This is a genomic window from Shinella sp. BE166, from assembly GCF_051201095.1.
GTDB lineage: Bacteria > Pseudomonadota > Alphaproteobacteria > Rhizobiales > Rhizobiaceae > Shinella > Shinella lacus.
Genome location: NZ_JBPEHL010000008.1, coordinates 140,530 through 159,829 on the forward strand (window position 1 = coordinate 140,530; position 19,300 = coordinate 159,829).

16 protein-coding genes are annotated in these 19,300 nt (G+C 63.8%); 9 read left to right on the plus strand and 7 right to left on the minus strand.

The window, feature by feature from the left end; genetic code table 11:
• Positions 1–19: 19 nt before the first annotated feature.
• On the minus strand, positions 20–817 hold the full coding sequence (locus J2Y63_RS20400) for a WecB/TagA/CpsF family glycosyltransferase (protein ID WP_435267568.1): 798 nt from the start codon (positions 815–817) through the stop codon (positions 20–22).
• A 436-nt stretch (positions 818–1,253) separates the two neighbouring features.
• Here J2Y63_RS20400 and folD point away from each other — a divergent pair, with 436 nt between their 5' ends.
• Positions 1,254–2,153 carry a bifunctional methylenetetrahydrofolate dehydrogenase/methenyltetrahydrofolate cyclohydrolase FolD gene (gene folD / locus J2Y63_RS20405; RefSeq protein WP_435267569.1) on the plus strand — a complete coding sequence of 300 codons (900 nt, stop codon included), beginning with the start codon at positions 1,254–1,256 and terminating at the stop codon, positions 2,151–2,153.
• A gap of 37 nt (positions 2,154–2,190) precedes the next feature.
• Here the strand turns inward: folD and J2Y63_RS20410 are convergent, their stop codons facing one another.
• Positions 2,191–3,219, minus strand: coding sequence for a substrate-binding domain-containing protein (locus tag J2Y63_RS20410; RefSeq protein WP_435267570.1), 1,029 nt, complete (start codon positions 3,217–3,219; stop codon positions 2,191–2,193).
• Between the two features lie 328 nt (positions 3,220–3,547).
• Here J2Y63_RS20410 and J2Y63_RS20415 point away from each other — a divergent pair, with 328 nt between their 5' ends.
• From J2Y63_RS20415 to J2Y63_RS20440, 6 genes are all read left to right on the plus strand, one after another.
• Positions 3,548–4,885 (plus strand): ABC transporter substrate-binding protein, encoded by a 1,338-nt coding sequence (locus J2Y63_RS20415; RefSeq protein WP_435267677.1) that lies wholly within the window; start codon positions 3,548–3,550, stop codon positions 4,883–4,885.
• 143 nt (positions 4,886–5,028) lie between these two features.
• Positions 5,029–6,039: a carbohydrate ABC transporter permease gene (locus tag J2Y63_RS20420; protein WP_435267571.1), complete on the plus strand. Its 1,011-nt coding sequence runs from the start codon at positions 5,029–5,031 to the stop codon at positions 6,037–6,039.
• A 1-nt stretch (position 6,040) separates the two neighbouring features.
• Positions 6,041–7,186 (plus strand): carbohydrate ABC transporter permease, encoded by a 1,146-nt coding sequence (locus J2Y63_RS20425; RefSeq protein ID WP_435267572.1) that lies wholly within the window; start codon positions 6,041–6,043, stop codon positions 7,184–7,186.
• A gap of 81 nt (positions 7,187–7,267) precedes the next feature.
• The gene (locus tag J2Y63_RS20430; protein ID WP_435267573.1) at positions 7,268–8,920 is read left to right on the plus strand and encodes an alpha-glucosidase; all 1,653 of its coding nucleotides are present in this window, start codon (positions 7,268–7,270) and stop codon (positions 8,918–8,920) included.
• A gap of 23 nt (positions 8,921–8,943) precedes the next feature.
• The gene (locus J2Y63_RS20435; protein WP_435267574.1) at positions 8,944–10,035 is read left to right on the plus strand and encodes an ABC transporter ATP-binding protein; all 1,092 of its coding nucleotides are present in this window, start codon (positions 8,944–8,946) and stop codon (positions 10,033–10,035) included.
• A 114-nt stretch (positions 10,036–10,149) separates the two neighbouring features.
• Positions 10,150–10,563, plus strand: coding sequence for a hypothetical protein (locus J2Y63_RS20440; protein WP_256120702.1), 414 nt, complete (start codon positions 10,150–10,152; stop codon positions 10,561–10,563).
• A 32-nt stretch (positions 10,564–10,595) separates the two neighbouring features.
• On the opposite strand, the gene edd is transcribed toward J2Y63_RS20440, so the two are convergent.
• The 5 genes from edd to J2Y63_RS20465 all read right to left on the minus strand — a co-directional run bounded on the left by edd (position 10,596) and on the right by J2Y63_RS20465 (position 17,639).
• Positions 10,596–12,416: a phosphogluconate dehydratase gene (edd, locus tag J2Y63_RS20445; protein ID WP_435267575.1), complete on the minus strand. Its 1,821-nt coding sequence runs from the start codon at positions 12,414–12,416 to the stop codon at positions 10,596–10,598.
• Between the two features lie 122 nt (positions 12,417–12,538).
• A complete protein-coding gene (gene pgl, locus J2Y63_RS20450; RefSeq protein WP_435267576.1) occupies positions 12,539–13,237 on the minus strand; it encodes a 6-phosphogluconolactonase in 699 nt (232 codons plus the stop codon).
• Positions 13,238–13,246: 9 nt separating this feature from the next.
• Entirely contained in the window at positions 13,247–14,719 is a 1,473-nt protein-coding gene (gene zwf, locus J2Y63_RS20455; RefSeq protein WP_256120698.1) for a glucose-6-phosphate dehydrogenase, read from the minus strand.
• A gap of 96 nt (positions 14,720–14,815) precedes the next feature.
• Positions 14,816–16,102, minus strand: a complete 1,287-nt coding sequence (locus J2Y63_RS20460) for an NAD(P)/FAD-dependent oxidoreductase (protein WP_435267577.1) — start codon at positions 16,100–16,102, stop codon at positions 14,816–14,818.
• 97 nt (positions 16,103–16,199) lie between these two features.
• Entirely contained in the window at positions 16,200–17,639 is a 1,440-nt protein-coding gene (locus J2Y63_RS20465; RefSeq protein WP_256120696.1) for a glutamine synthetase family protein, read from the minus strand.
• 167 nt (positions 17,640–17,806) lie between these two features.
• Between J2Y63_RS20465 and J2Y63_RS20470 the strand changes: the two genes are divergently transcribed.
• Together J2Y63_RS20470 and J2Y63_RS20475 are read left to right on the plus strand one after the other, a co-directional pair.
• A complete protein-coding gene (locus tag J2Y63_RS20470) occupies positions 17,807–18,988 on the plus strand; it encodes an NAD(P)/FAD-dependent oxidoreductase (RefSeq protein ID WP_435267578.1) in 1,182 nt (393 codons plus the stop codon).
• A gap of 164 nt (positions 18,989–19,152) precedes the next feature.
• A complete protein-coding gene (locus J2Y63_RS20475) occupies positions 19,153–19,287 on the plus strand; it encodes a hypothetical protein (protein ID WP_435267579.1) in 135 nt (44 codons plus the stop codon).
• Positions 19,288–19,300: the final 13 nt, after the last annotated feature.

The following is a 19,300-nucleotide window of genomic DNA, read 5'->3' on the forward strand; positions in this document are numbered from 1 at the left end:
TCGATAAGAGCCGGCCGCCTCAGAGCGAGCCGGCTTTTGCCGTATCGTTCCTGTCATGCGCCTCGCCTGTGCCGGAAAACTTGTAGCGCAGCACATGGTAGAGGAAGGAAAAGTCGGCGCGGCTGAGGCGCGATGGCGCTTTCACCAGGCGGTAGAGCCATTCGAGCCGCAGCCGGCGGATGCCGCCCGGCGCCGCATGCGGCGCATCGGCGACGACGTCGAACAGGTTGCCGACGCTCAGCACCAGCCGGGCATGGCCGGGGCCGACATGGCGGTCGATCCATTTTTCCTGCGCCGGGCTGCCCATCGCGACGAGCAGGATATCGGCATTCGCCTCGCGCACCCGCTCCATCACCGCATCGGAGGCCCCCCGGTCGAAGAAGCCGTCGGAAATCGGCAGGAAATCGTGCCAGGGCGCGTGCCGGCGAAAATTCTCCGCCGCCTGCATCAGCGTCGCCTGCTGCGCGCCGATCATCGCCACGCGCATCGGCCGGGCAAGATAGGTGAGCAAAGCCGGCACGAAATCCGTGCCGGTGAGGTTTGCCGGGAACTTGCGGCCGTGGAACAGCATGGAAGCGATGTCGACGCCGTGGCCGTCCGGCAGCACGATCTGGCGCTCCAGAACGGCGCGGTATTCCGGATCGCGGATCATCAGATTGGCATTGCCGGCATTGATGAAGGCGATGACGCTCTGCCCGAAGGGCATGGTCGCCACCTCCTCGGCAAAGGCGAAGGCCTCCGCCCAGCCGAGATCGCAGACCGGCAGGCCGAGAATATCCCGTTGCGAGGCGACGATATTGCCCGACATAAGGTTCATGAAAAGCTTCCTTCCGGGACGGTCTTGGCCGATCCCGCAATGCGCGTTCTGTTCTACGTCGGGTTTAACAACTTCGCCTGAAGGGCCATTTAAGGTTTTCGGGAAAAGCCTATGGGTGGCGTTCACGCTTTCCTAACCATGTCGCCCATCGTTGGTATAAGCGGCTGATATCAAGAGATATTTTTTGCGCACGAACTCGGCTTTCCACCGGAAGAATCCTTATGGTTGCGTCAAAAAAGGACTTTTCGCCTGCTATGCGGGCTCCGTCATGCGGCAGGCATGGCTCTCGCATCGCTGACAGGAAAATCCATCGGACCGACGGTTTCCCGCAACACGCGCTTGAAATTATGTGTTTTGGACAGCATAGGGCGTTAAGAGGCCATCCCGCCGCGCGGCCGCCCCACTAGAGTGGGGCACATCATTCAGGGAGAGAAATGTGACCACCATTATCGATGGGAAGCAGGTTGCCGCTTCCGTGATTGACGCCGTGAAATCCGCGACCGCCGCGCTGGAGACGGATGCGGGCGTAAAACCCGGCCTCGCCGTCGTCATCGTCGGCGACGATCCGGCCAGCCACGCCTATGTCTCCTCCAAGAGCCGCATGGCCAAGGAGTGCGGCTTCACCTCCATCCAGCACACGCTGCCGGAGGAGACGACGCAGGAAGAACTCGCCCGCCTCGTCGAGACGCTAAACGCCGACGAAAGCATTCACGGCATCCTCGTGCAGCTTCCCCTGCCCAAGCACCTGAATTCCGAGCCGATCATCCAGTCGATCAGGCCTGAAAAGGACGTCGACGGCCTGCATGTCGTCAATGCCGGCAAGCTTGCGACCGGCGATCTCGATGGCGGCCTCGTTTCCTGCACGCCGGCCGGCGCCATGGTCTTCGTGCGTCGCACGCATGGCAACGACCTCTCAGGCCTCAACGCCGTGGTGGTCGGCCGTTCGAACCTGTTCGGCAAGCCGATGTCGGCCCTGCTGCTCGCCGCCAATGCGACGGTGACGACAGCCCATTCGCGCACCAAGGACCTCGCCGCCGTCTGCCGTACTGCCGATATCCTGGTCGCCGCCGTCGGCCGTCCGGAAATGGTCAAGGCCGACTGGGTGAAGCCGGGTGCCACCGTCATCGACGTCGGCATCAACCGCATTGCGGCACCGGAGAAGGGTGAGGGCAAGTCGCGCATGGTCGGCGACGTCGCCTTCGAAGAATGCGCCAAGGTCGCCGGCGCCATCACCCCCGTCCCCGGCGGCGTCGGCCCGATGACCATCGCCATGCTGATGGCCAACACCGTCATCGCCGCCTACCGCAAGGCCGGCAGGACGCCGCCGAAGTTCTGATTGTCACTAGATGCAAGGCGCCTCGCGGGGCGCCTTTTCATTTCCCCGCCGGCGCCGGCCCCGTCGAGGCGCGCACGATCAAATCCGTTTTCCAGAGCTCCTGCTGCGGCAGGGTTTCGAGATCGAGGATGCTGGCGATCAGGCGGCGGGCGATGCGCTGGCCGGCGGCGCGCAGCGACGAGCGCGTCGTCGTCAGCGGCACCATGAAATTCTCCGGCTTCAGCATCGGCAGCACGTCGTCATGCGCGATGAGGGAGATGTCGACGCCGAGCTTCAGCCCCGCCTGGCTGATCGCCCGCACGGCGCCGAGCGCCAGCACGGTGCTGGAGCAGAGCACGGCGGTCGGCGGCGTTTCGAGCTGGAGGAAACGCTCCATGGCGCGAAAACCGTGTTCGTCCGTCATCTGGGAATGTTCCACACAGTCGTCGCGCAGCACCAGGCCATACTCGGCAAGCGCGCGCACGGTGCCCTTCTTGCGGCGGATCGAATAGGCGAGATAGTCGGGACCGTTCAGCAGCGCGAAATGCCGATGGCCGAGCTGCGCGAGCAGGCGCGCGGCATCGTAGAAGGCGCCGGTATTGTCGATGTCGAGGAAAGGGTAGTCGTTCGGCACGCCGATCGACCGGCCATGCACGACGAAAGGTGTCTTCAGCGTCTTCATCATGGCGATGCGCGGGTCCTTCACGCGCATATAGGCGAGGAACAGTGCATCGACATTGCCGCTCGCCACCAGCCGCCGGCAGGTCGCGACCTCTTCGTCCGGGTGGCTCGGATTGATGACGAAATGAAAGTCGTGCTTGACCGCCTCGTCGCCGAGGCCGGCGAGGAATTCGCCGAAATGCACGTCGGACTCGATGCCATCAGCCGTCGGCATGACGAGGCCGATCGAGCCCGCGCGGCCGGTTGCGAGGCGCTGGGCGGCCCGGTTCGGGCGATATCCCGTCTCCCGCACGGCATCGAGAACACGCTGGCGCGTCTCGGCATTGACCTCCGGATAGCCGTTCAGCGCTCTGCTCACGGTTGTCTGAGAGAGGCCCAGCAATTGCGATAACTGCTTGAGATTCACATGCTTAGCTTTCTTGAAATAATCGAAGCGCTTTGAATATTTGACTTTTCTGTCCCTGAATTTATCTCAAAGCGTTTTGGCATCTAACATCAGCAAATCAAACAGGAAAAGCTGTTTTGGCTATTTTGCGCCGCAAAACTACGCTGCACTGCGTTAGATACGGCGATTTCACGTTCAAATTGTTGAGGGGTACTTGACGAAGCTTGGGGGGAAATGGGATGAAAGGAAATCCAAAGCGCTTTGAATTTTGGGGTATTTTAGAAGATGCCTGCCCCGGGAGAGGGCGGGATTGCTATGGGAGGCAAATCTCGTGAAAAAGACGTTGCTGATGACGGCTGCGCTCGCGCTTTTTATGGCGGGCAGCGCCGTGGCCGAGCTGAAATTCAAGCCCGGCGAAGATTCCAAGTTCAACTGGCAGAGTTTCGAGGATTTCAAGAAGGGTCACGACCTCAAGGGCCAGACGCTGACCATTTTCGGCCCCTGGCGCGGTGAGGACGAGGCGCTCTTCAAGATCGTCTACGCCTATTTCACCGAGGCGACGGGCGTCGAGATCAAATATTCCTCTTCCGAAAACTACGAGCAGCAGATCGTCATCGACACGCAGGCGGGCAGCCCGCCGGATGTGGCCATCCTGCCGCAGCCGGGCCTCATCGCCGATCTCGCGTCCAAGGGCTACCTGAGCCCGCTCGGCGACGAAACCAAGCAATGGCTGCTCGACAATTACGCCGCCGGCCAGTCCTGGGTCGATCTTTCGACCTACAAGGGCAAGGACGGCAATGCCGCGCTCTTCGCCTTCCCCTACAAGATCGACGTGAAGTCGCTCGTCTGGTACGTGCCGGAAAATTTTGAAGACGCCGGCTATGAAGTGCCGAAGACCATGGAAGACCTGAAGGCGCTGACCGAGCAGATCGTCGCCGACGGCGGCACGCCGTGGTGCATCGGCCTGGGTTCGGGCGGCGCCACCGGCTGGCCGGCGACCGACTGGGTCGAAGACCTGATGCTGCGCACGGCCTCGCCGGAAACCTACGACAAGTGGGTCACCAACCAGATCCCGTTCACCGATGCCGCCGTGGTCGGCGCGATCGACGAATTCGGCTGGTTCGCCAAGAACGACAAGTTCGTCGATGGCGGTGCGGCGGCGGTTGCCTCCACCGACTTCCGCGACAGCCCGAAGGGCCTCTTCGCCTCGCCGCCGAAGTGCTACCTGCACCACCAGGCGTCGTTCATACCGTCCTTCTTCCCGGAGGGCACGGTCGTCGGCGAGGATGCGGACTTCTTCTACATGCCGCCCTATGCCAGCAAGCCGGAGCTCGGCAACCCGGTGCTCGGTGCGGGCACGCTCGCCATGATCACCAAGGACACGCCGCCCGCCCGCGCCTTCATCGAATTCCTGAAGACGCCGATCGCGCATGAGCTGTGGATGGCGCAGACGAGCTTCCTGACGCCCTACAAGAGCGCCAACAAGGAAGCCTATGCCAACGCGCCGATGAAGAAGCAGGGCGAAATCCTGCTCAACTCGACGACCTTCCGCTTCGACGGTTCGGACCTGATGCCGGGCAAGATCGGCGCGGGCGCGTTCTGGACCGGCATGGTCGACTTCGTCGGCGGCAAGTCCGCGGCCGATGTCGCCGACGGTGCCCAGAAGGCCTGGGACGCCATCAAGTAACATCCCGGTGAACCGGCGGGCGGTCGCCTGCCGGTTTTCCCAAAGCATGCCGAAGTGCAGCCGGACCATGCGGGCGCTCCGCGTGAGCGCTCGACGTGACCGTAAAAATACATTGCGGGGAAGTTTCCAGGGGAGGGATCGCCATGCAGCAATTGTTATTCGCCATCTTCACGATGGTCGGGGGCGTTCTCGCCTGCGTCGTCTATTTCTTCGGAACGAACTTCCTGCTCGACAGGATCTTCCCTTCCAAGGGGCTGACGGGCGCGCAAGCCTCGAAGAACCTGCGCATCACCAATGCGATCCGGCCCTGGCTGTTCATGGCGCCGGCGCTGCTCGCGCTGTCGGTCTACCTCGTCTATCCCGTCTTCGAATCCGTCCGGCTCGCCTTCCATGACCGCACCGGCCAGCAGTTTGTCGGCTTCAGCAATTTTGCCTGGATGATCAATGACGGCGAGTTCCGCCAGTCGATCTTCAACAATTTCCTCTGGCTGCTCGTGGTGCCGGCGCTCGCCACCTTCTTCGGCCTGATCGTCGCCGCGCTGACCGACCGCATCTGGTGGGGCAATATCGCCAAGACGCTGATCTTCATGCCGATGGCGATCTCCTTTGTCGGCGCCGCCGTCATCTGGAAGTTCGTCTACGACTACCGCGCCGAAGGCTCCGAGCAGATCGGCATCCTGAATGCCATCGTCGTCGCCATGGGCGGCTCGCCGGAAGCCTGGATGACCATCCCCTTCTGGAACAACTTCTTCCTGATGGTCATCCTGATCTGGATCCAGACCGGTTTCGCCATGGTCATCCTCTCCGCCGCGCTGCGCGGCATTCCGGAAGAGACGATCGAGGCGGCGGTCATCGATGGCGCCAACGGCTTCCAGATCTTTTTCAAGATCATGGTGCCGCAGATCTGGGGCACGATCGCCGTCGTCTGGACGACGATCACAATCCTGGTCCTCAAGGTCTTCGACATCGTGCTCGCGATGACCAACGGGCAATGGCAGACGCAGGTTCTGGCGAACCTGATGTTCGACTGGATGTTCCGCGGCGGCGGGGATTTTGGGCGCGGCGCGGCCATCGCCGTCGTGATCATGATCCTCGTCATCCCCATCATGATCTGGAACATCCGCAACGCCACCAAGGAAATGGAGGGCCACTGAGATGATCGCCACGTCCCGTTCGCCGCTCATTTTCGTCGTCCATCTCTCCGTCCTGCTGCTCGTGGCGCTCTGGACGCTGCCGACCGCGGGCCTGCTGATCTCGTCGCTGCGCGACAAGGACCAGCTCGCCGTCTCCGGCTGGTGGACGGCGCTCTCCACCTCCTCGCAGAACCTGACCGGCCGTGCCGCAGCCCCGGAAGCGCAGGTCGAGCGTGACGGCAAGTTCGTCATATCCGGCAATCTTCTGGAAGGCGGCGACGCAAAGGTCTCCGCCTTCGGCTTCCGCCCCTTGCAGCCCACCGCCTTCGAGGCCGGCACGGCGGCCGATATCGGCGACGGCCAGACGCTGACCGTCAAGGAGGACGGCAGCTACGAGATCGTCTCGCCGACCCGCATGGAAGGCACGCGCGGCCAGCGCATCTTCTACACGGCAGCAGTGCCCTCGCGCTTCACGCTCGACAACTACCGCGAAGTGCTGAACGCGGAAGGCATCGGCGCCTCCTTCATCAACTCGCTGACGGTGGCGATCCCCGCCACGATCATCCCCATCCTCGTCGCGGCTTTCTGCGCCTATGCGCTCGCCTGGATGCCCTTCCCGGGCCGGGCAATCCTGATCGCCGTCATCGTCGGCCTGCTCGTCGTGCCGCTCCAGATGTCGCTCATCCCGCTGCTGCGGCTCTATAACGGCGTGGGCGCCTTCTTCGGCGTGCCGGCAAAAACCTATGTCGGCATCTGGCTCGCCCATATGGGTTTCGGCCTGCCGCTCGCGGTCTACCTGCTGCGCAACTATATGGCCGGCCTGCCGCGCGAAATCCTGGAATCCGCCCGCGTTGACGGCGCCTCTGACTTCGACATCTTCGTGAAGATCATCCTGCCGCTGTCCTTCCCGGCGCTCGCGTCCTTCGCCATCTTCCAGTTCCTGTGGACCTGGAACGACCTGCTCGTCGCCATGGTCTTCCTGGGGGCGGGCAATGAGGAACTGGTGCTGACCGGACGTCTCGTGAACCTGCTCGGCTCGCGCGGCGGCAATTGGGAAATCCTCACGGCCTCCGCCTTCATCACCATCATCGTCCCCCTCATCGTGTTCTTCAGCCTGCAGCGTTATCTCGTGCGCGGCCTGCTGGCGGGTTCGGTCAAGGGCGGCTGACAAAAGCAATTCCAGCAAAAGTGTTAAGCGGTTTTGCGTCCGGAATTGCGCAGAAACAAGAAAATTACAGGACTGACCAGAATGACGACGTCGAGTTCAACGCTTCTGACCCCGGATAAGGACTGGTGGCGTGGCGCGGTGATCTACCAGATCTATCCGCGCTCCTATCAGGACACCACTGGCGACGGGATCGGCGATATCAGGGGCATCACCGAGCGCCTCGCCCATGTCGCCTCCCTCGGGGCAGATGCGATCTGGGTCTCGCCCTTCTTCACCTCGCCGATGCGGGATTTCGGCTATGACGTCTCGGATTATCTCGACGTCGATCCGATCTTCGGCGTGCTCGCCGATTTCGACGCGCTGATCGCCGAGGCGCACCGCCTCAATATCCGCGTGATGATCGATCTCGTGCTGTCGCACACGTCCGACAAGCATCCCTGGTTCGTCGAAAGCCGCTCCCGGCGCACCAATCCGAGGGCGGACTGGTATGTCTGGGCGGATTCCAAGCCGGACGGCACGCCGCCGAACAACTGGCTGTCGATCTTCGGCGGCTCCGCCTGGCAGTGGGACCCGACGCGCCTGCAATATTACATGCACAACTTCCTGACCTCGCAGCCGGACCTGAACCTGCACAGCCCGGAGGTGCAGGACGCGCTGCTCTCGGTCGCCCGCTTCTGGCTGGAGCGCGGCGTCGATGGTTTCCGGCTCGATACGATCAACTTCTACTTCCACGACAAGGAACTGCGCGACAACCCGTCGCTCGCCCCCGAGCGCCGCAACGCCCAGACGGCACCCGCCGTGAACCCCTACAATTACCAGGAACATCTCTACGACAAGAACCAGCCGGAGAACCTGGAGTTCCTGAAGCGCTTCCGCGCGGTCATGGAGGAGTTTCCGGCCATCGCCGCCGTCGGCGAGGTGGGCGACAGCCAGCGCGGCCTCGAAATCGCCGGCGAATACACGTCCGGCGGCGACAAGATGCACATGTGCTACGCCTTCGAATTCCTGGCGCCCGAGCCGCTGACGCCGGCCTTCGTCGCCGAGACGCAACGCGCATTGGAAAAGGCGGCCCCCGAGGGCTGGGTCTGCTGGGCCTTCTCGAACCACGATGTGATGCGCCATATCAGCCGCTGGGGCAGCGCCGTCACCGATCACGACGCCCATGCTAAGCTGCTGGCGAGCCTGCTGATGTCGCTGCGCGGCTCGGTCTGCATCTACCAGGGCGAGGAGCTTGCCCTGCCGGAAGCCGACCTTGCTTATGAGGACTTGCAGGACCCCTACGGCATCCAGTTCTGGCCGGATTTCAAGGGTCGCGACGGCTGCCGCACGCCGATGGTCTGGGACAGCCGCGAGCAATCCGGCGGCTTCAGCCAGGGCAAACCCTGGCTTCCGGTTCCGGAGGTGCATCTGGAACGCGCGGTCAATGTGCAGGAAAGCGACGAGGCCTCGGTTCTGGCGCACTACCGCCGCTTCCTGGCCTTCCGCAAGGAGCACGTCGCGCTCGTAAAGGGCGAGATCGAGTTCCATTCGGCCGAAGGCGCGATCCTCTCCTTCGTGCGCACGCACGGCAACGAGAAGGTCTTCTGCGCCTTCAACATGAGCCCGGTCGCGCGCCTCGCCGACCTGCCTTCCGGCACGCTGGACGTTCTGGAAGGTCACGGCTTCGACAGCATGATGCATGACGAAAACATCGAACTTCCGGCCTGGAGCGGCTTTTTCGCCCGCTTCGCGTAACGGACCAAAGGGGAGGTAGGAACATGACAGGGCTGGTTCTCAAGGATATCCGCAAGTCCTACGGCGCGGTGGACGTGATCCACGGCATCGATCTCGATATCAAGCAGGGCGAGTTCATCGTCTTCGTCGGCCCGTCCGGTTGCGGCAAGTCGACATTGCTGCGCATGATCGCGGGCCTGGAGGAGATCAGCGGCGGCGAGATGATGATCGACGGCGAACGCGTCAACGACGTGCCGCCTTCCAAGCGCGGCATCGCCATGGTGTTCCAGTCCTACGCGCTCTATCCCCACATGACCGTGTTCGACAACATGGCCTTCGGCATGCGCATCGCTGGCGAAAGCAAGGAAGAGATCGACCGGCGCGTGCGCGCGGCCGCCGATATCCTCCAGCTCACGAAGTATCTCGACCGCCTGCCGAAGGCGCTCTCCGGCGGCCAGCGCCAGCGCGTCGCCATCGGCCGCGCCATCTGCCGCGACCCGAAGGTCTTCCTCTTCGACGAGCCGTTGTCGAACCTCGACGCCGCGCTGCGCGTCGCCACCCGCATCGAGATCGCCAAGCTTTCCGAGCAGATGGCCGACACGACGATGATCTACGTGACGCACGACCAGGTCGAGGCGATGACGCTCGCCGACCGCATCGTCGTGCTGTCGGCCGGCCATATCGAGCAGGTCGGCCCGCCGCTGGAGCTCTACGAGCGCCCGGCAAACCTCTTCGTCGCCCGCTTCATCGGTTCGCCCGCCATGAACATCATCCCGGCGAAGATCACGTCCGCAGGCGCCGCGACCGTGCTGGAACTGACCGGCGGACGCACCTCCACGGTCGATATCGCGACGGCTTCCTCCGAAGTCGGCAAAGCGGCCAGTTTCGGCGTGCGTCCGGAAGATCTCCAGATTTCCACCGGCGACGATTTCCTCTTCGAAGGCACGGTGGCGATCGTCGAGGCACTCGGCGAGGTGACGCTGCTCTACATCGAGGGCCTCGTGCAAGGCGAGCCGATCATCGCCAAGATCCCCGGCATCCTCGCCGTCAAGCGCGGCGACCGGATCCGCTTCACGGCGGAGAGGGCGAAGCTGCATCTTTTCGATACAGCCGGCAAAAGCTATCGCGCGTCCTGAAACCTGACACGAAACCGGCGGGGCGGCAGGATTTAGCCCTGCCGCTCAACCCGATGTTAAGCGTTGCTCCCCTAACTTTTCTCGAAAGCAGACAGTGCCAGGGGCAACAGGCAGATGAGTATCCGGGGATCCGAACCGCGTAACAACTACCTCAGCAAGGAAGAGTCCTTCATGTACGACCGGGAAAAAAGTTTCCCGATGGAGGACACCTGCAACGAGGCGCGCATCGAGTTCACCGAGAATGGCGGCCTCGTCAATCTCGTCTCGCGCCGGTGCCTGATCACCAAATTGTCGCGCAGTGGCGCCATCGTCACCATGACGACGAAGTTCCAACTGCCGCGCAATTTCTACCTCGACATCGTCAGCGCCCGCCTGCCGATGATCGGCTGCCTGACGCAGCGCGTCTATACCAACGACGTCGTCGAAGCCCGCTTCCTGCGCATGCTCTCCGACAAGGACCTGCAACGCATCTTCGTCTACTCGACGCACCGCAACCACCAGGGCCGCACGCTGGATATCTATAGCTGAGATGAAAAGAGGGGCGAAACGCCCCTCTGATCTTACGCGAACAACACGCTCGCCCCGTGGTCCGCCGGTCCCGCAATCGCGCGGAAGGGTGCGAAAAGTTCGCGGCCCATGCCGAATTCGTTGCCGGAGAGATCGGCCGTCGCCTGCGGGCGGGCGGCGAACTCGGCGGCATCCACCAGAACCGCGATCGTGCCGTGAGCGGCATCCAGCCGGATGATATCGCCGGTGCGGATGCGGCCGATCGGGCCGTTGTCGACCGCTTCCGGCGTCACATGGATGGCAGCCGGCACCTTGCCGGAGGCGCCGGACATGCGGCCATCGGTGAGGAGCGCGACGCGCTGGCCGCGGTCCTGAAGAATGCCGAGCACGGTGGTCAGCTTGTGCAGTTCCGGCATGCCGTTGGCCTTCGGTCCCTGGAAGCGCACGACGGCGATGAAGTCGCCCGTCAGTTCGCCGGCCTTGAAGGCGACGTTGAGTTCCTGCTGGTCGTGGAACACTTTTGCCGGCGCCTCGATGACATGGCGCTCCGGCTTCACCGCAGAAATCTTGATGACCGCGCTGCCGATATTGCCGGTCAGCATTTTCAGGCCGCCGGTCGCCTGGAACGGCGTCTCGATATTGGCGAGGATCTTCGGGTCGTGGCTGACCTTCGGTGCCGGTTCGCGCAGCACCGTGCCGGTCTCGCTGAGCTTCGGATCGATCGTATAGGCTTGCAGGCCCTGGCCGAAGACCGTGCGCACGTCATCGTGCAGCATGCCGTGCTTCAGGAGTTCCTGGATGAGGAAGCCCATGCCGCCGGCCGCGTGGAAATGGTTCACGTCCGAAAGGCCGTTCGGATAGACGCGGGCAAGCAGCGGCACCGTGTCGGACAGCTCGGAAATATCCTTCCAGGTCAGCAGGATGCCGGCAGCGCGCGCCATGGCGAGCAGGTGCAGCGTGTGGTTGGTCGACCCGCCCGTAGCATGCAGGCCGACCACGCCGTTGACGATCGAGCGTTCGTCGATCATCTCGCCGGCCGGGGTGAATTCGTTGCCCTGCGCGGTGATGGCAAGTGCACGTTTGGTGGCTTCCTTGGTCAGCGCATCGCGCAGCGGCGTGCCGGGATTGATGAAGGAGGCGCCGGGCATGTGGAAGCCCATAATCTCCATCAGCATCTGGTTGGAATTGGCGGTGCCGTAGAAGGTACAGGTGCCGGGGCCATGGTAGGACTTGGATTCGGCTTCCAGCAGCTCCGCCCTGCCGGCCTTGCCTTCGGCATAGAGCTGGCGCACGCGCGCCTTCTCGTCGTTCGGCAGGCCGGTGGTCATCGGCCCGGCCGGGATGAAGATGGCCGGCAGGTGGCCGAAGGTCAGCGCGGCGATCGTCAGGCCCGGCACGATCTTGTCGCAGACGCCGAGATAGACGACCGAATCGAACATGTTGTGCGACAGGCCGATGCCGGCCGACATGGCGATGAGGTCGCGCGAGAACAGCGATAGCTCCATGCCCGGCTGGCCCTGGGTGACGCCGTCGCACATGGCCGGCACGCCGCCGGCAACCTGCGCCACGCCGCCAGCTTCGCGCGCGGCCTCGCGGATGAGCGCAGGATAGGTCTCGAACGGCTGATGGGCCGAAAGCATGTCGTTGTAGGAGGTGATGATGCCGAGGTTCGGGACGCGGTCGCCGGCGAGCGCGTCCTTCTCGGCGGGGGAACAGACGGCAAAGCCATGCGCGAGGTTGCCGCAGGACAGCACGGCGCGATGCACGCCCTGCGAGGCGGCGGCGCGCACGCGGTCGAGATAGGGCTGGCGGTACGGCTTCGAGCGTTCGACGATGCGGGCGGTGATGGCTTCAATGCGTTTGTCGGCGGACATGGGAGCTATCCTGACTGTTCTCGATTGCATTTTCGCGCGGCAAAGCGAGCGGGGGCGCTGCGCAGTCCGCTAATCATCGGCGTCTTGCGCCGGGTGGAGCCGGGGTTAGCCGGCAGGGTGCCTCAAGGCGCCCAGTAGATATCGACCGGGGTCGCTGCACGCCGGAGCACGGCGCGGATCGGCATGTCGGTTTCCGGGCCGTCGCCTTCGGCAGCGGCCAGAACGTCCTTCTTGCCCTGGCCTTCGATATGCAGCACCAGAAGGCGTGCATCCTGAAGACTGGCGAAGGTGAAGGTGAGGCGGGGTTCGCCGGCACCTTCTGCCTCCATGGTGATGATGCCGCGTGGGGTCTCCGGCGAGATCGCCTCGGCAAGGCGGCTGCCGCCCGGAAAGAACGAGGCCGTGTGGCCGTCCGCGCCCATGCCGAGGATGACGACGTCGAAGGGATGGCCGAGTGCCGCGGCATCCGCCGTGACGATCTCCGCCGCTTCTTCCGCGCTGCCGGCGTCCCGGTAGAGCGGCAGGAACTGCGCCGCCTGCGCCTTGCCCTGAAGCAGGTTGTCGGCGACGAGCAGGTGGTTCGAGCGCGGGTTGTCGGCGGGCACGAAACGCTCGTCGACGAGCGTGATCGTCACCTTCGCCCAGTCGATGTCGCGGCTCGACAGGGCCTTGAAGAAGGCTTTCGGGGTCGAGCCGCCGGAGACCGCGATGCTGGCGCGGCCCCGGGAAGTGACAGCCTCGGCCAGCGCACCGGAAACCCGGTCCGCAAGCCCTTCCGCCAGGGCGGTGCCGTCGGAAAATTCATGCACTGTCGCGCTCATCAGGCTTCCTTACGATTCATGCCAGGTGCGGCCGTCGCGCTCGATGAGGGCGATGGCCTGGCTCGGGCCCCAGGTGCCGGCCGTGTAGCCCTGCACCTGCTGGCCGGTCGCTTCCCAGGCCTTCAGGATCGGGTCCACCCAGCGCCATGCCGCCTCGACCTCGTCGCGGCGCATGAAGAGCGTCTGGTTGTTGCGCACGACGTCGAGCAGCAGGCGCTCGTAGGCATCCGCATTGCGGGCGTCGAAAGCTTCGGCAAAGCTCATGTCGAGCGAGACGTTGCGCAGCCGCATGCCGCCCGGACCGGGGTCCTTGATCATCAGCGACTGCTTGACGCCTTCGTCCGGCTGCAGGCGGATGATGAGCTGGTTCGCTTCGATGCGGCCGGCCGTGGGGTCGAAGATCGAATGGGGGATGGGCTTGAAGGTGATGACGATTTCCGACATGCGCGCGGCAAGCCGCTTGCCGGTGCGGATGTAGAAGGGCACGCCCGCCCAGCGCCAGTTGCCGATCTCCGCCTTGATGCCGACGAAGGTCTCCGTCTTGGAAACGCCGCCTTCGAGTTCCTCGAGATAGCCCTTGACCGGGCCGCCGGCGGAAGCACCCGCGCGGTACTGGCCGCGCACCGTCAGGCGTTCGACATTATACTGGTCGATCGGCTTCAGTGCGCGCAGCACCTTGAGCTTCTCGTCGCGCACCGCTTCCGCATCCATGGAGGAGGGCACTTCCATCGCCACAAGGCAGAGAAGCTGGAGGATGTGGTTCTGCACCATGTCGCGCAGCGCGCCGGCCTTGTCGTAGTAGCCGGCGCGGCTTTCGAGGCCGACAGCTTCCGCGACCGTGATCTGCACATGGTCGATATGGGCGGAGTTCCACAGCGGCTCGTAGAGCGCGTTGGCAAAGCGCAGCGCCATCAGGTTCTGCACCGTCTCCTTGCCGAGATAGTGGTCGATGCGGAAAATCTGCTCTTCGCGGAAAACCTTGCCGATCGTGTTGTTGAGCTCGTTGGCGGACGCGAGATCCCGGCCGATCGGCTTTTCCACGACGATGCGGGTCTGCTTGGTGATCAGCTTGTGGTCGCGGATCTTTTCCGAGATGTCGCCGAAGATCGCGGGTGCTACGGCGAGATAGAAGGCGCGCACGCGATCCTTGCCCTCATCGAGAAGCTCCTTCAGCTTGTCCCAGCCGCCGTCCGACTTGGCGTCGACGGCGACGTAGAACAGCCGGTCGCAGAAGGTCTTCACCTCGGTCTCGTCGAATTCGCCCTGCTTCAGGTGTTCCTTCAGCGCGGCGACGGCGAACTTGCGGTATTCCTCATGCGTATAGGCGGTTCGCGACGCGCCGATGATGCGCGTCGGGTCGGAGAGCTGGCCGGCGAGCTGCCGGTGGTAGAGGGCCGGAAGGAGCTTGCGCTCAGCAAGGTCGCCGGTTCCGCCGAAGACGACATAGTCGAAGGGCTCAACGGGAATGATCTGGCTGCTCATCGGATTTCTCGATCTCGTTCTGTTGCCGGGTGTTATAATCTAATCGATTTAAAAACGCCAGAGTGCAACGCAACAAAAACGACGGTTCCGACTCGATCAGAGCTTGTCGCGCAGCGCGTACCACGTCATGGCGAGGAACAGAAGCGGCGAACGGAACCGGGGACCGCCGGGGAAGGCCGGGATTTTCAGCGCCTTCAGCTGGTCGAGTTCCGCACTGCCGCCGGTCACGTCCTCCGCATAAAGCTTGCCACAGTAGTTTGACAGCATGACGCCATGGCCGGAATAACCGCCGATCGTCGTGATGCCGGGCATGACCTCGCGCACATAGGGCTTGCGCGGCATGGTGATGCCGACCGAGCCGCCCCAGGCATGGGTAAGCTCGATACCCTTCAGCTCGGGATAGACCTCTTCGATCTGCCGGCGGATGGGCGGGGTCATGTCTGCGGGATTGTCCGACGTATAGGCCTCGCGCCCGCCGAAAAGCAGCCGGCCATCGCGGGTCTTGCGGAAGTAGCGCACCACGAAGCGCGTATCGGCAATCGATTCGCCGCCGGGAATGATCGCGGGGAACTTGTCGAGCGGTACCGTCGCGCCGATAAAGGAGCGGATCGGCATGACATGCGAGGCCGTCTTCGCTTCGAGATTGCCGATATAGGCGTTGCAGGCGATCAGTGCCTTGTCGGCGCGGATCGTGCCCCTGGCCGTCGTGATGACCGCCTTGCCGCCCGTCCGCTCGATCTTCAGGGCCGGCGTCTTTTCATGCAGGCTAGCACCGGCAGCCTGCGCCGCCCGCGCGATGCCGACAAGCAGTTTCATCGGGTGGATATGACCGGTGCCGGTGTCGCGCATGCCGAAGAGGAACCGCTTGGAACCGACGCTCTCCTCGGTCTGCGCTCGGTCGAGGTAGCTCAGATGCGGATAGCCGAAACGGGTCGCGGCGATCTCGATGTGATCGCGAAACTCCTTCTCGTAGCTTGCCTTGTGGCTCACGTTGAGCTGGCCGGGAACATAGTCGATGTCGAGGTTCTGGCCGACGGCGAAATCGTGGATGTGCCGCTTGGCATTCTCCGCAAGGTCGAACAGCGCCTTGGCGCGCTCGAAACCGATCTCAGCCTCAAGCGTCTCCGCGTCCGTGCGCTGGCCGGTGCCGAGTTGGCCGCCATTGCGGCCGGAAGCGCCGTCGCCGAAGCGGTGTGCCTCGATCAGCACGACGCGGACGCCTTTCTTCGCGAGATTGTAGGCGGCCTGGAGGCCGGTGAAGCCGCCGCCGACGATGGCGACATCGGCCTCGACGGAACCGTCGAGGGGGGCATATTCGGGGCGGTCTCCGACGCTGGCCTCATACCAGGAGACGCCGGGGGAAATCGGGCTTTGCCAGGGCATTTCACACTCTCATGTTCAAGAGGATGCGGCGGCGCACCGGGGCGCCGGCCGCTCTCAGGATCTGATCTCTTCGGGCGGCCCGGACCGCCGGGGCCGCTCAGACGTTGAGCAGCAGGAACTCGCGTTCCCAGGGGCTGATCACCTGCATGAAGGTCTCGAACTCGCCGCGCTTCACGCCGGCATAGAGGCCGATGAATTCCGCGCTGAGCACGTCGGCAAGCGCCGAGTCCGATTCGAGCAGCGACACGGCCTCGAGCAGGCCGCGCGGCAGGTCGATCGATCCTTCGTTGGCGGTGTCGCCCGTCGGTTCGCTCGGTTCGATCTCGTTCATGATGCCGAGCAGGCCGCAGCCGAGCGAGGCCGCCAGCGCCAGGTACGGATTGGCATCCGATCCCGGCAGGCGGTTCTCGACGCGCCGTGCGGCGGCATCCGAAACCGGCACGCGGAACGCCGTCGTGCGGTTGTCGTAGCCCCAGGCATTGTTCACCGGTGCCGACATTTCGGGGGTCAGGCGCCGGTAGGAATTCACGTAGGGCGCCATCATCACCAGCGTCTTCGGCACATAGGTCTGCATGCCACCGATGAAGTGGAAGAATTCCTTCGAGGCCGATCCGTCCGGATTGGAGAAGACGTTCTTGCCCGTCGCGATCTCCACCACCGACTGGTGGATATGCATGGCCGAGCCCGCCTGGCCTTGCATGGGCTTGGCCATGAACGTGGCGTAGATGCCGTGTTTCAGCGCCGCCTCGCGGATCGTGCGCTTGAACAGGAACACCTGGTCGGCAAGCTCGATCGGATCGCCGTGGCGCAGGTTGATTTCGAGCTGTGCGGGACCTTCCTCGTGGATCAGGGTGTCGATCTCCAGACCCTGCTTTTCGGAGAAGTGGTAGATGTCGTCGATCAGTTCGTCGAACTCGTTGATGCCGGCGATGGAATAGCCCTGGCCGCCCAGAATGGCACGGCCGGAGCGGCCCTTCGGCGGATGCAGCGGATAGTCCGGGTCCTCGTTCATCGCGACGAGATAGAACTCGATTTCCGGTGCGACGACCGGGCGCCAGCCGCGATCGCTATACATCTTCACGACGTTCTTCAGGACGTTGCGCGGCGTATAGGGCACGTTCTCGCCGGTCGAGCCGACGATGTCGCAGATGACCTGCGCGGTCGGGTCGCTTTCCCACGGCACGACGGAGAGCGTGGAGAGATCCGGCAGCAGCTTCAGGTCGCTGTCGCGCGGCTCGTAGCGGAAATTGCCGGTCTCTTCCGGATAGTCACCGGAAATCGTGTGGCGGTAGAGCGCCGAGGGCAGCGCCAGCGAGGTGTTCGAGGTGAATTTCGAGGACGGCATCATCTTGCCGCGCGGGACGCCCGCGAGGTCCGGCGTGATGCATTCGATATCCTCGATGCCACGGGCCCTCAGCCAGTCTGCGGCGTCCTTCCAGGTCTTTACCCCACGTGGCACGCTGATGGCGGGAGGGATTTTAGTAGAGCGTGCGGCTTTCTCGATGGTGGGGGTAACGACTTTTTTTTTGGACGGCATGACACACCGGGGTTGTTGACGATGGCGCATCATAACCGGTGTTTAGCCCTTTACTAGCTCCCCCCGGGGGGTAGAAATGGCGATTTTTCAGAGAAAATCTGTTTTTACTGCACCGATTGACTTTCGTCCGCGATGGCTGAAAGGAGGGGTGAACAAGGATCTTATACGTGGCAGAGCGGCGGGACGTCGTCATCATCGGAGCGGGCGCGGCAGGTTTGATGTGCGCCATCGAAGCGGGCAAACGCGGGCGCCGCGTGCTCGTGCTCGACCATGCCCGCGCACCCGGCGAAAAGATCCGCATTTCCGGCGGCGGGCGCTGCAACTTCACCAATATCCACGCCGGCCCGAAGAATTTCCTCTCGGCCAATCCGCATTTCTGCAAGTCGGCGCTCGCCCGCTACACGCCCCGCGATTTCCTCGATCTCGTCGAGCGCCACCGCATCGCCTGGCACGAGAAGACGCTCGGCCAGCTCTTCTGCGACAACTCGGCGAAGGACATCATCGCGATGCTGCTCGCCGAGATGAAGGCGGCCGGTGCCGAGCTGCGGCTCTCGACGTCCATCAGCGCCGTCGAGCACGACGGCTCATCCTTCCGCATCGTCACGGAGAACGGCACCGTCGAGGCCGCCTCGCTGGTGATGGCCTCCGGCGGCAAGTCGATCCCCAAGATGGGCGCGACGGGCTTTGCCTACCGCATCGCCGAACAATTCGGCCTGCGGCTGGTGGAAACCCGCGCCGGCCTCGTGCCGGTGACGCTGGACCCGGCAACACTTGCCGCCCATGAGGGCCTGCCTGGCGTCGCCGTCGACGTCATCGCCCGCCATGGCAAGACGGAGTTTCGTGAGGCAGCGCTCTTCACCCATCGCGGCCTGAGCGGTCCCGCCATCCTGCAAATCTCGTCCTACTGGCGGGAGGGCGAGGAGATCGCGCTCCACATCCGCCCGGATGTCGATTTCGCCACCGTACTCGCCGCCGCCCGGCGCGAAAACGGCCGGCAGGCGGTGCAGACCGTGCTTGCCGAACACATGCCGAAGAAGCTCGCACAGCTTGTCGTCACCGAACTCGGCATCGACGGCCCGCTCGCCGAACAGCCGGCGCGGCGCACCGATGCGCTGGTGCAGAAACTCAAGGACTGGCGCTTTCGCCCGCCGGGCTCGGAGGGGTATCGCACGGCGGAAGTCACGCTCGGCGGCGTCGATACGGCGACCCTCGATTCCCGCAGCATGGCGGCGAAGGCGGTGCCGGGGCTCTATTTCATCGGCGAGGCGGTGGATGTCACCGGCTGGCTCGGCGGCTATAATTTCCAGTGGGCCTGGGCGTCCGGCCATGCGGCCGGCCAGGATGCCTGATCGCGAGGACTGCTAGGCGGCGTTTACCGTCCTTTAAGACCTCGCGGCGGATGCTCCAAGGATGTCGGCATTTTCCACGCGCCTTCGCGTGGAGACAACATGATGTGGGCCGGCTGGCCGGATCATCCGGGTGCCCGTAGTATCTCGTAACGGAGTATCGCCGCATGCCGGCAAAAAGCCGCCCCGCCCGCGCCATCGCCATTGCTGCCGCCGAGGAAAGCCGCCGCCTCGTCGCGATCGGCATCAATTGCGCGCTCGCCGCCATCCTTGTCGCCGGCCTTGCCATCGCCGCCCTTTGAGCCGTCATAAATC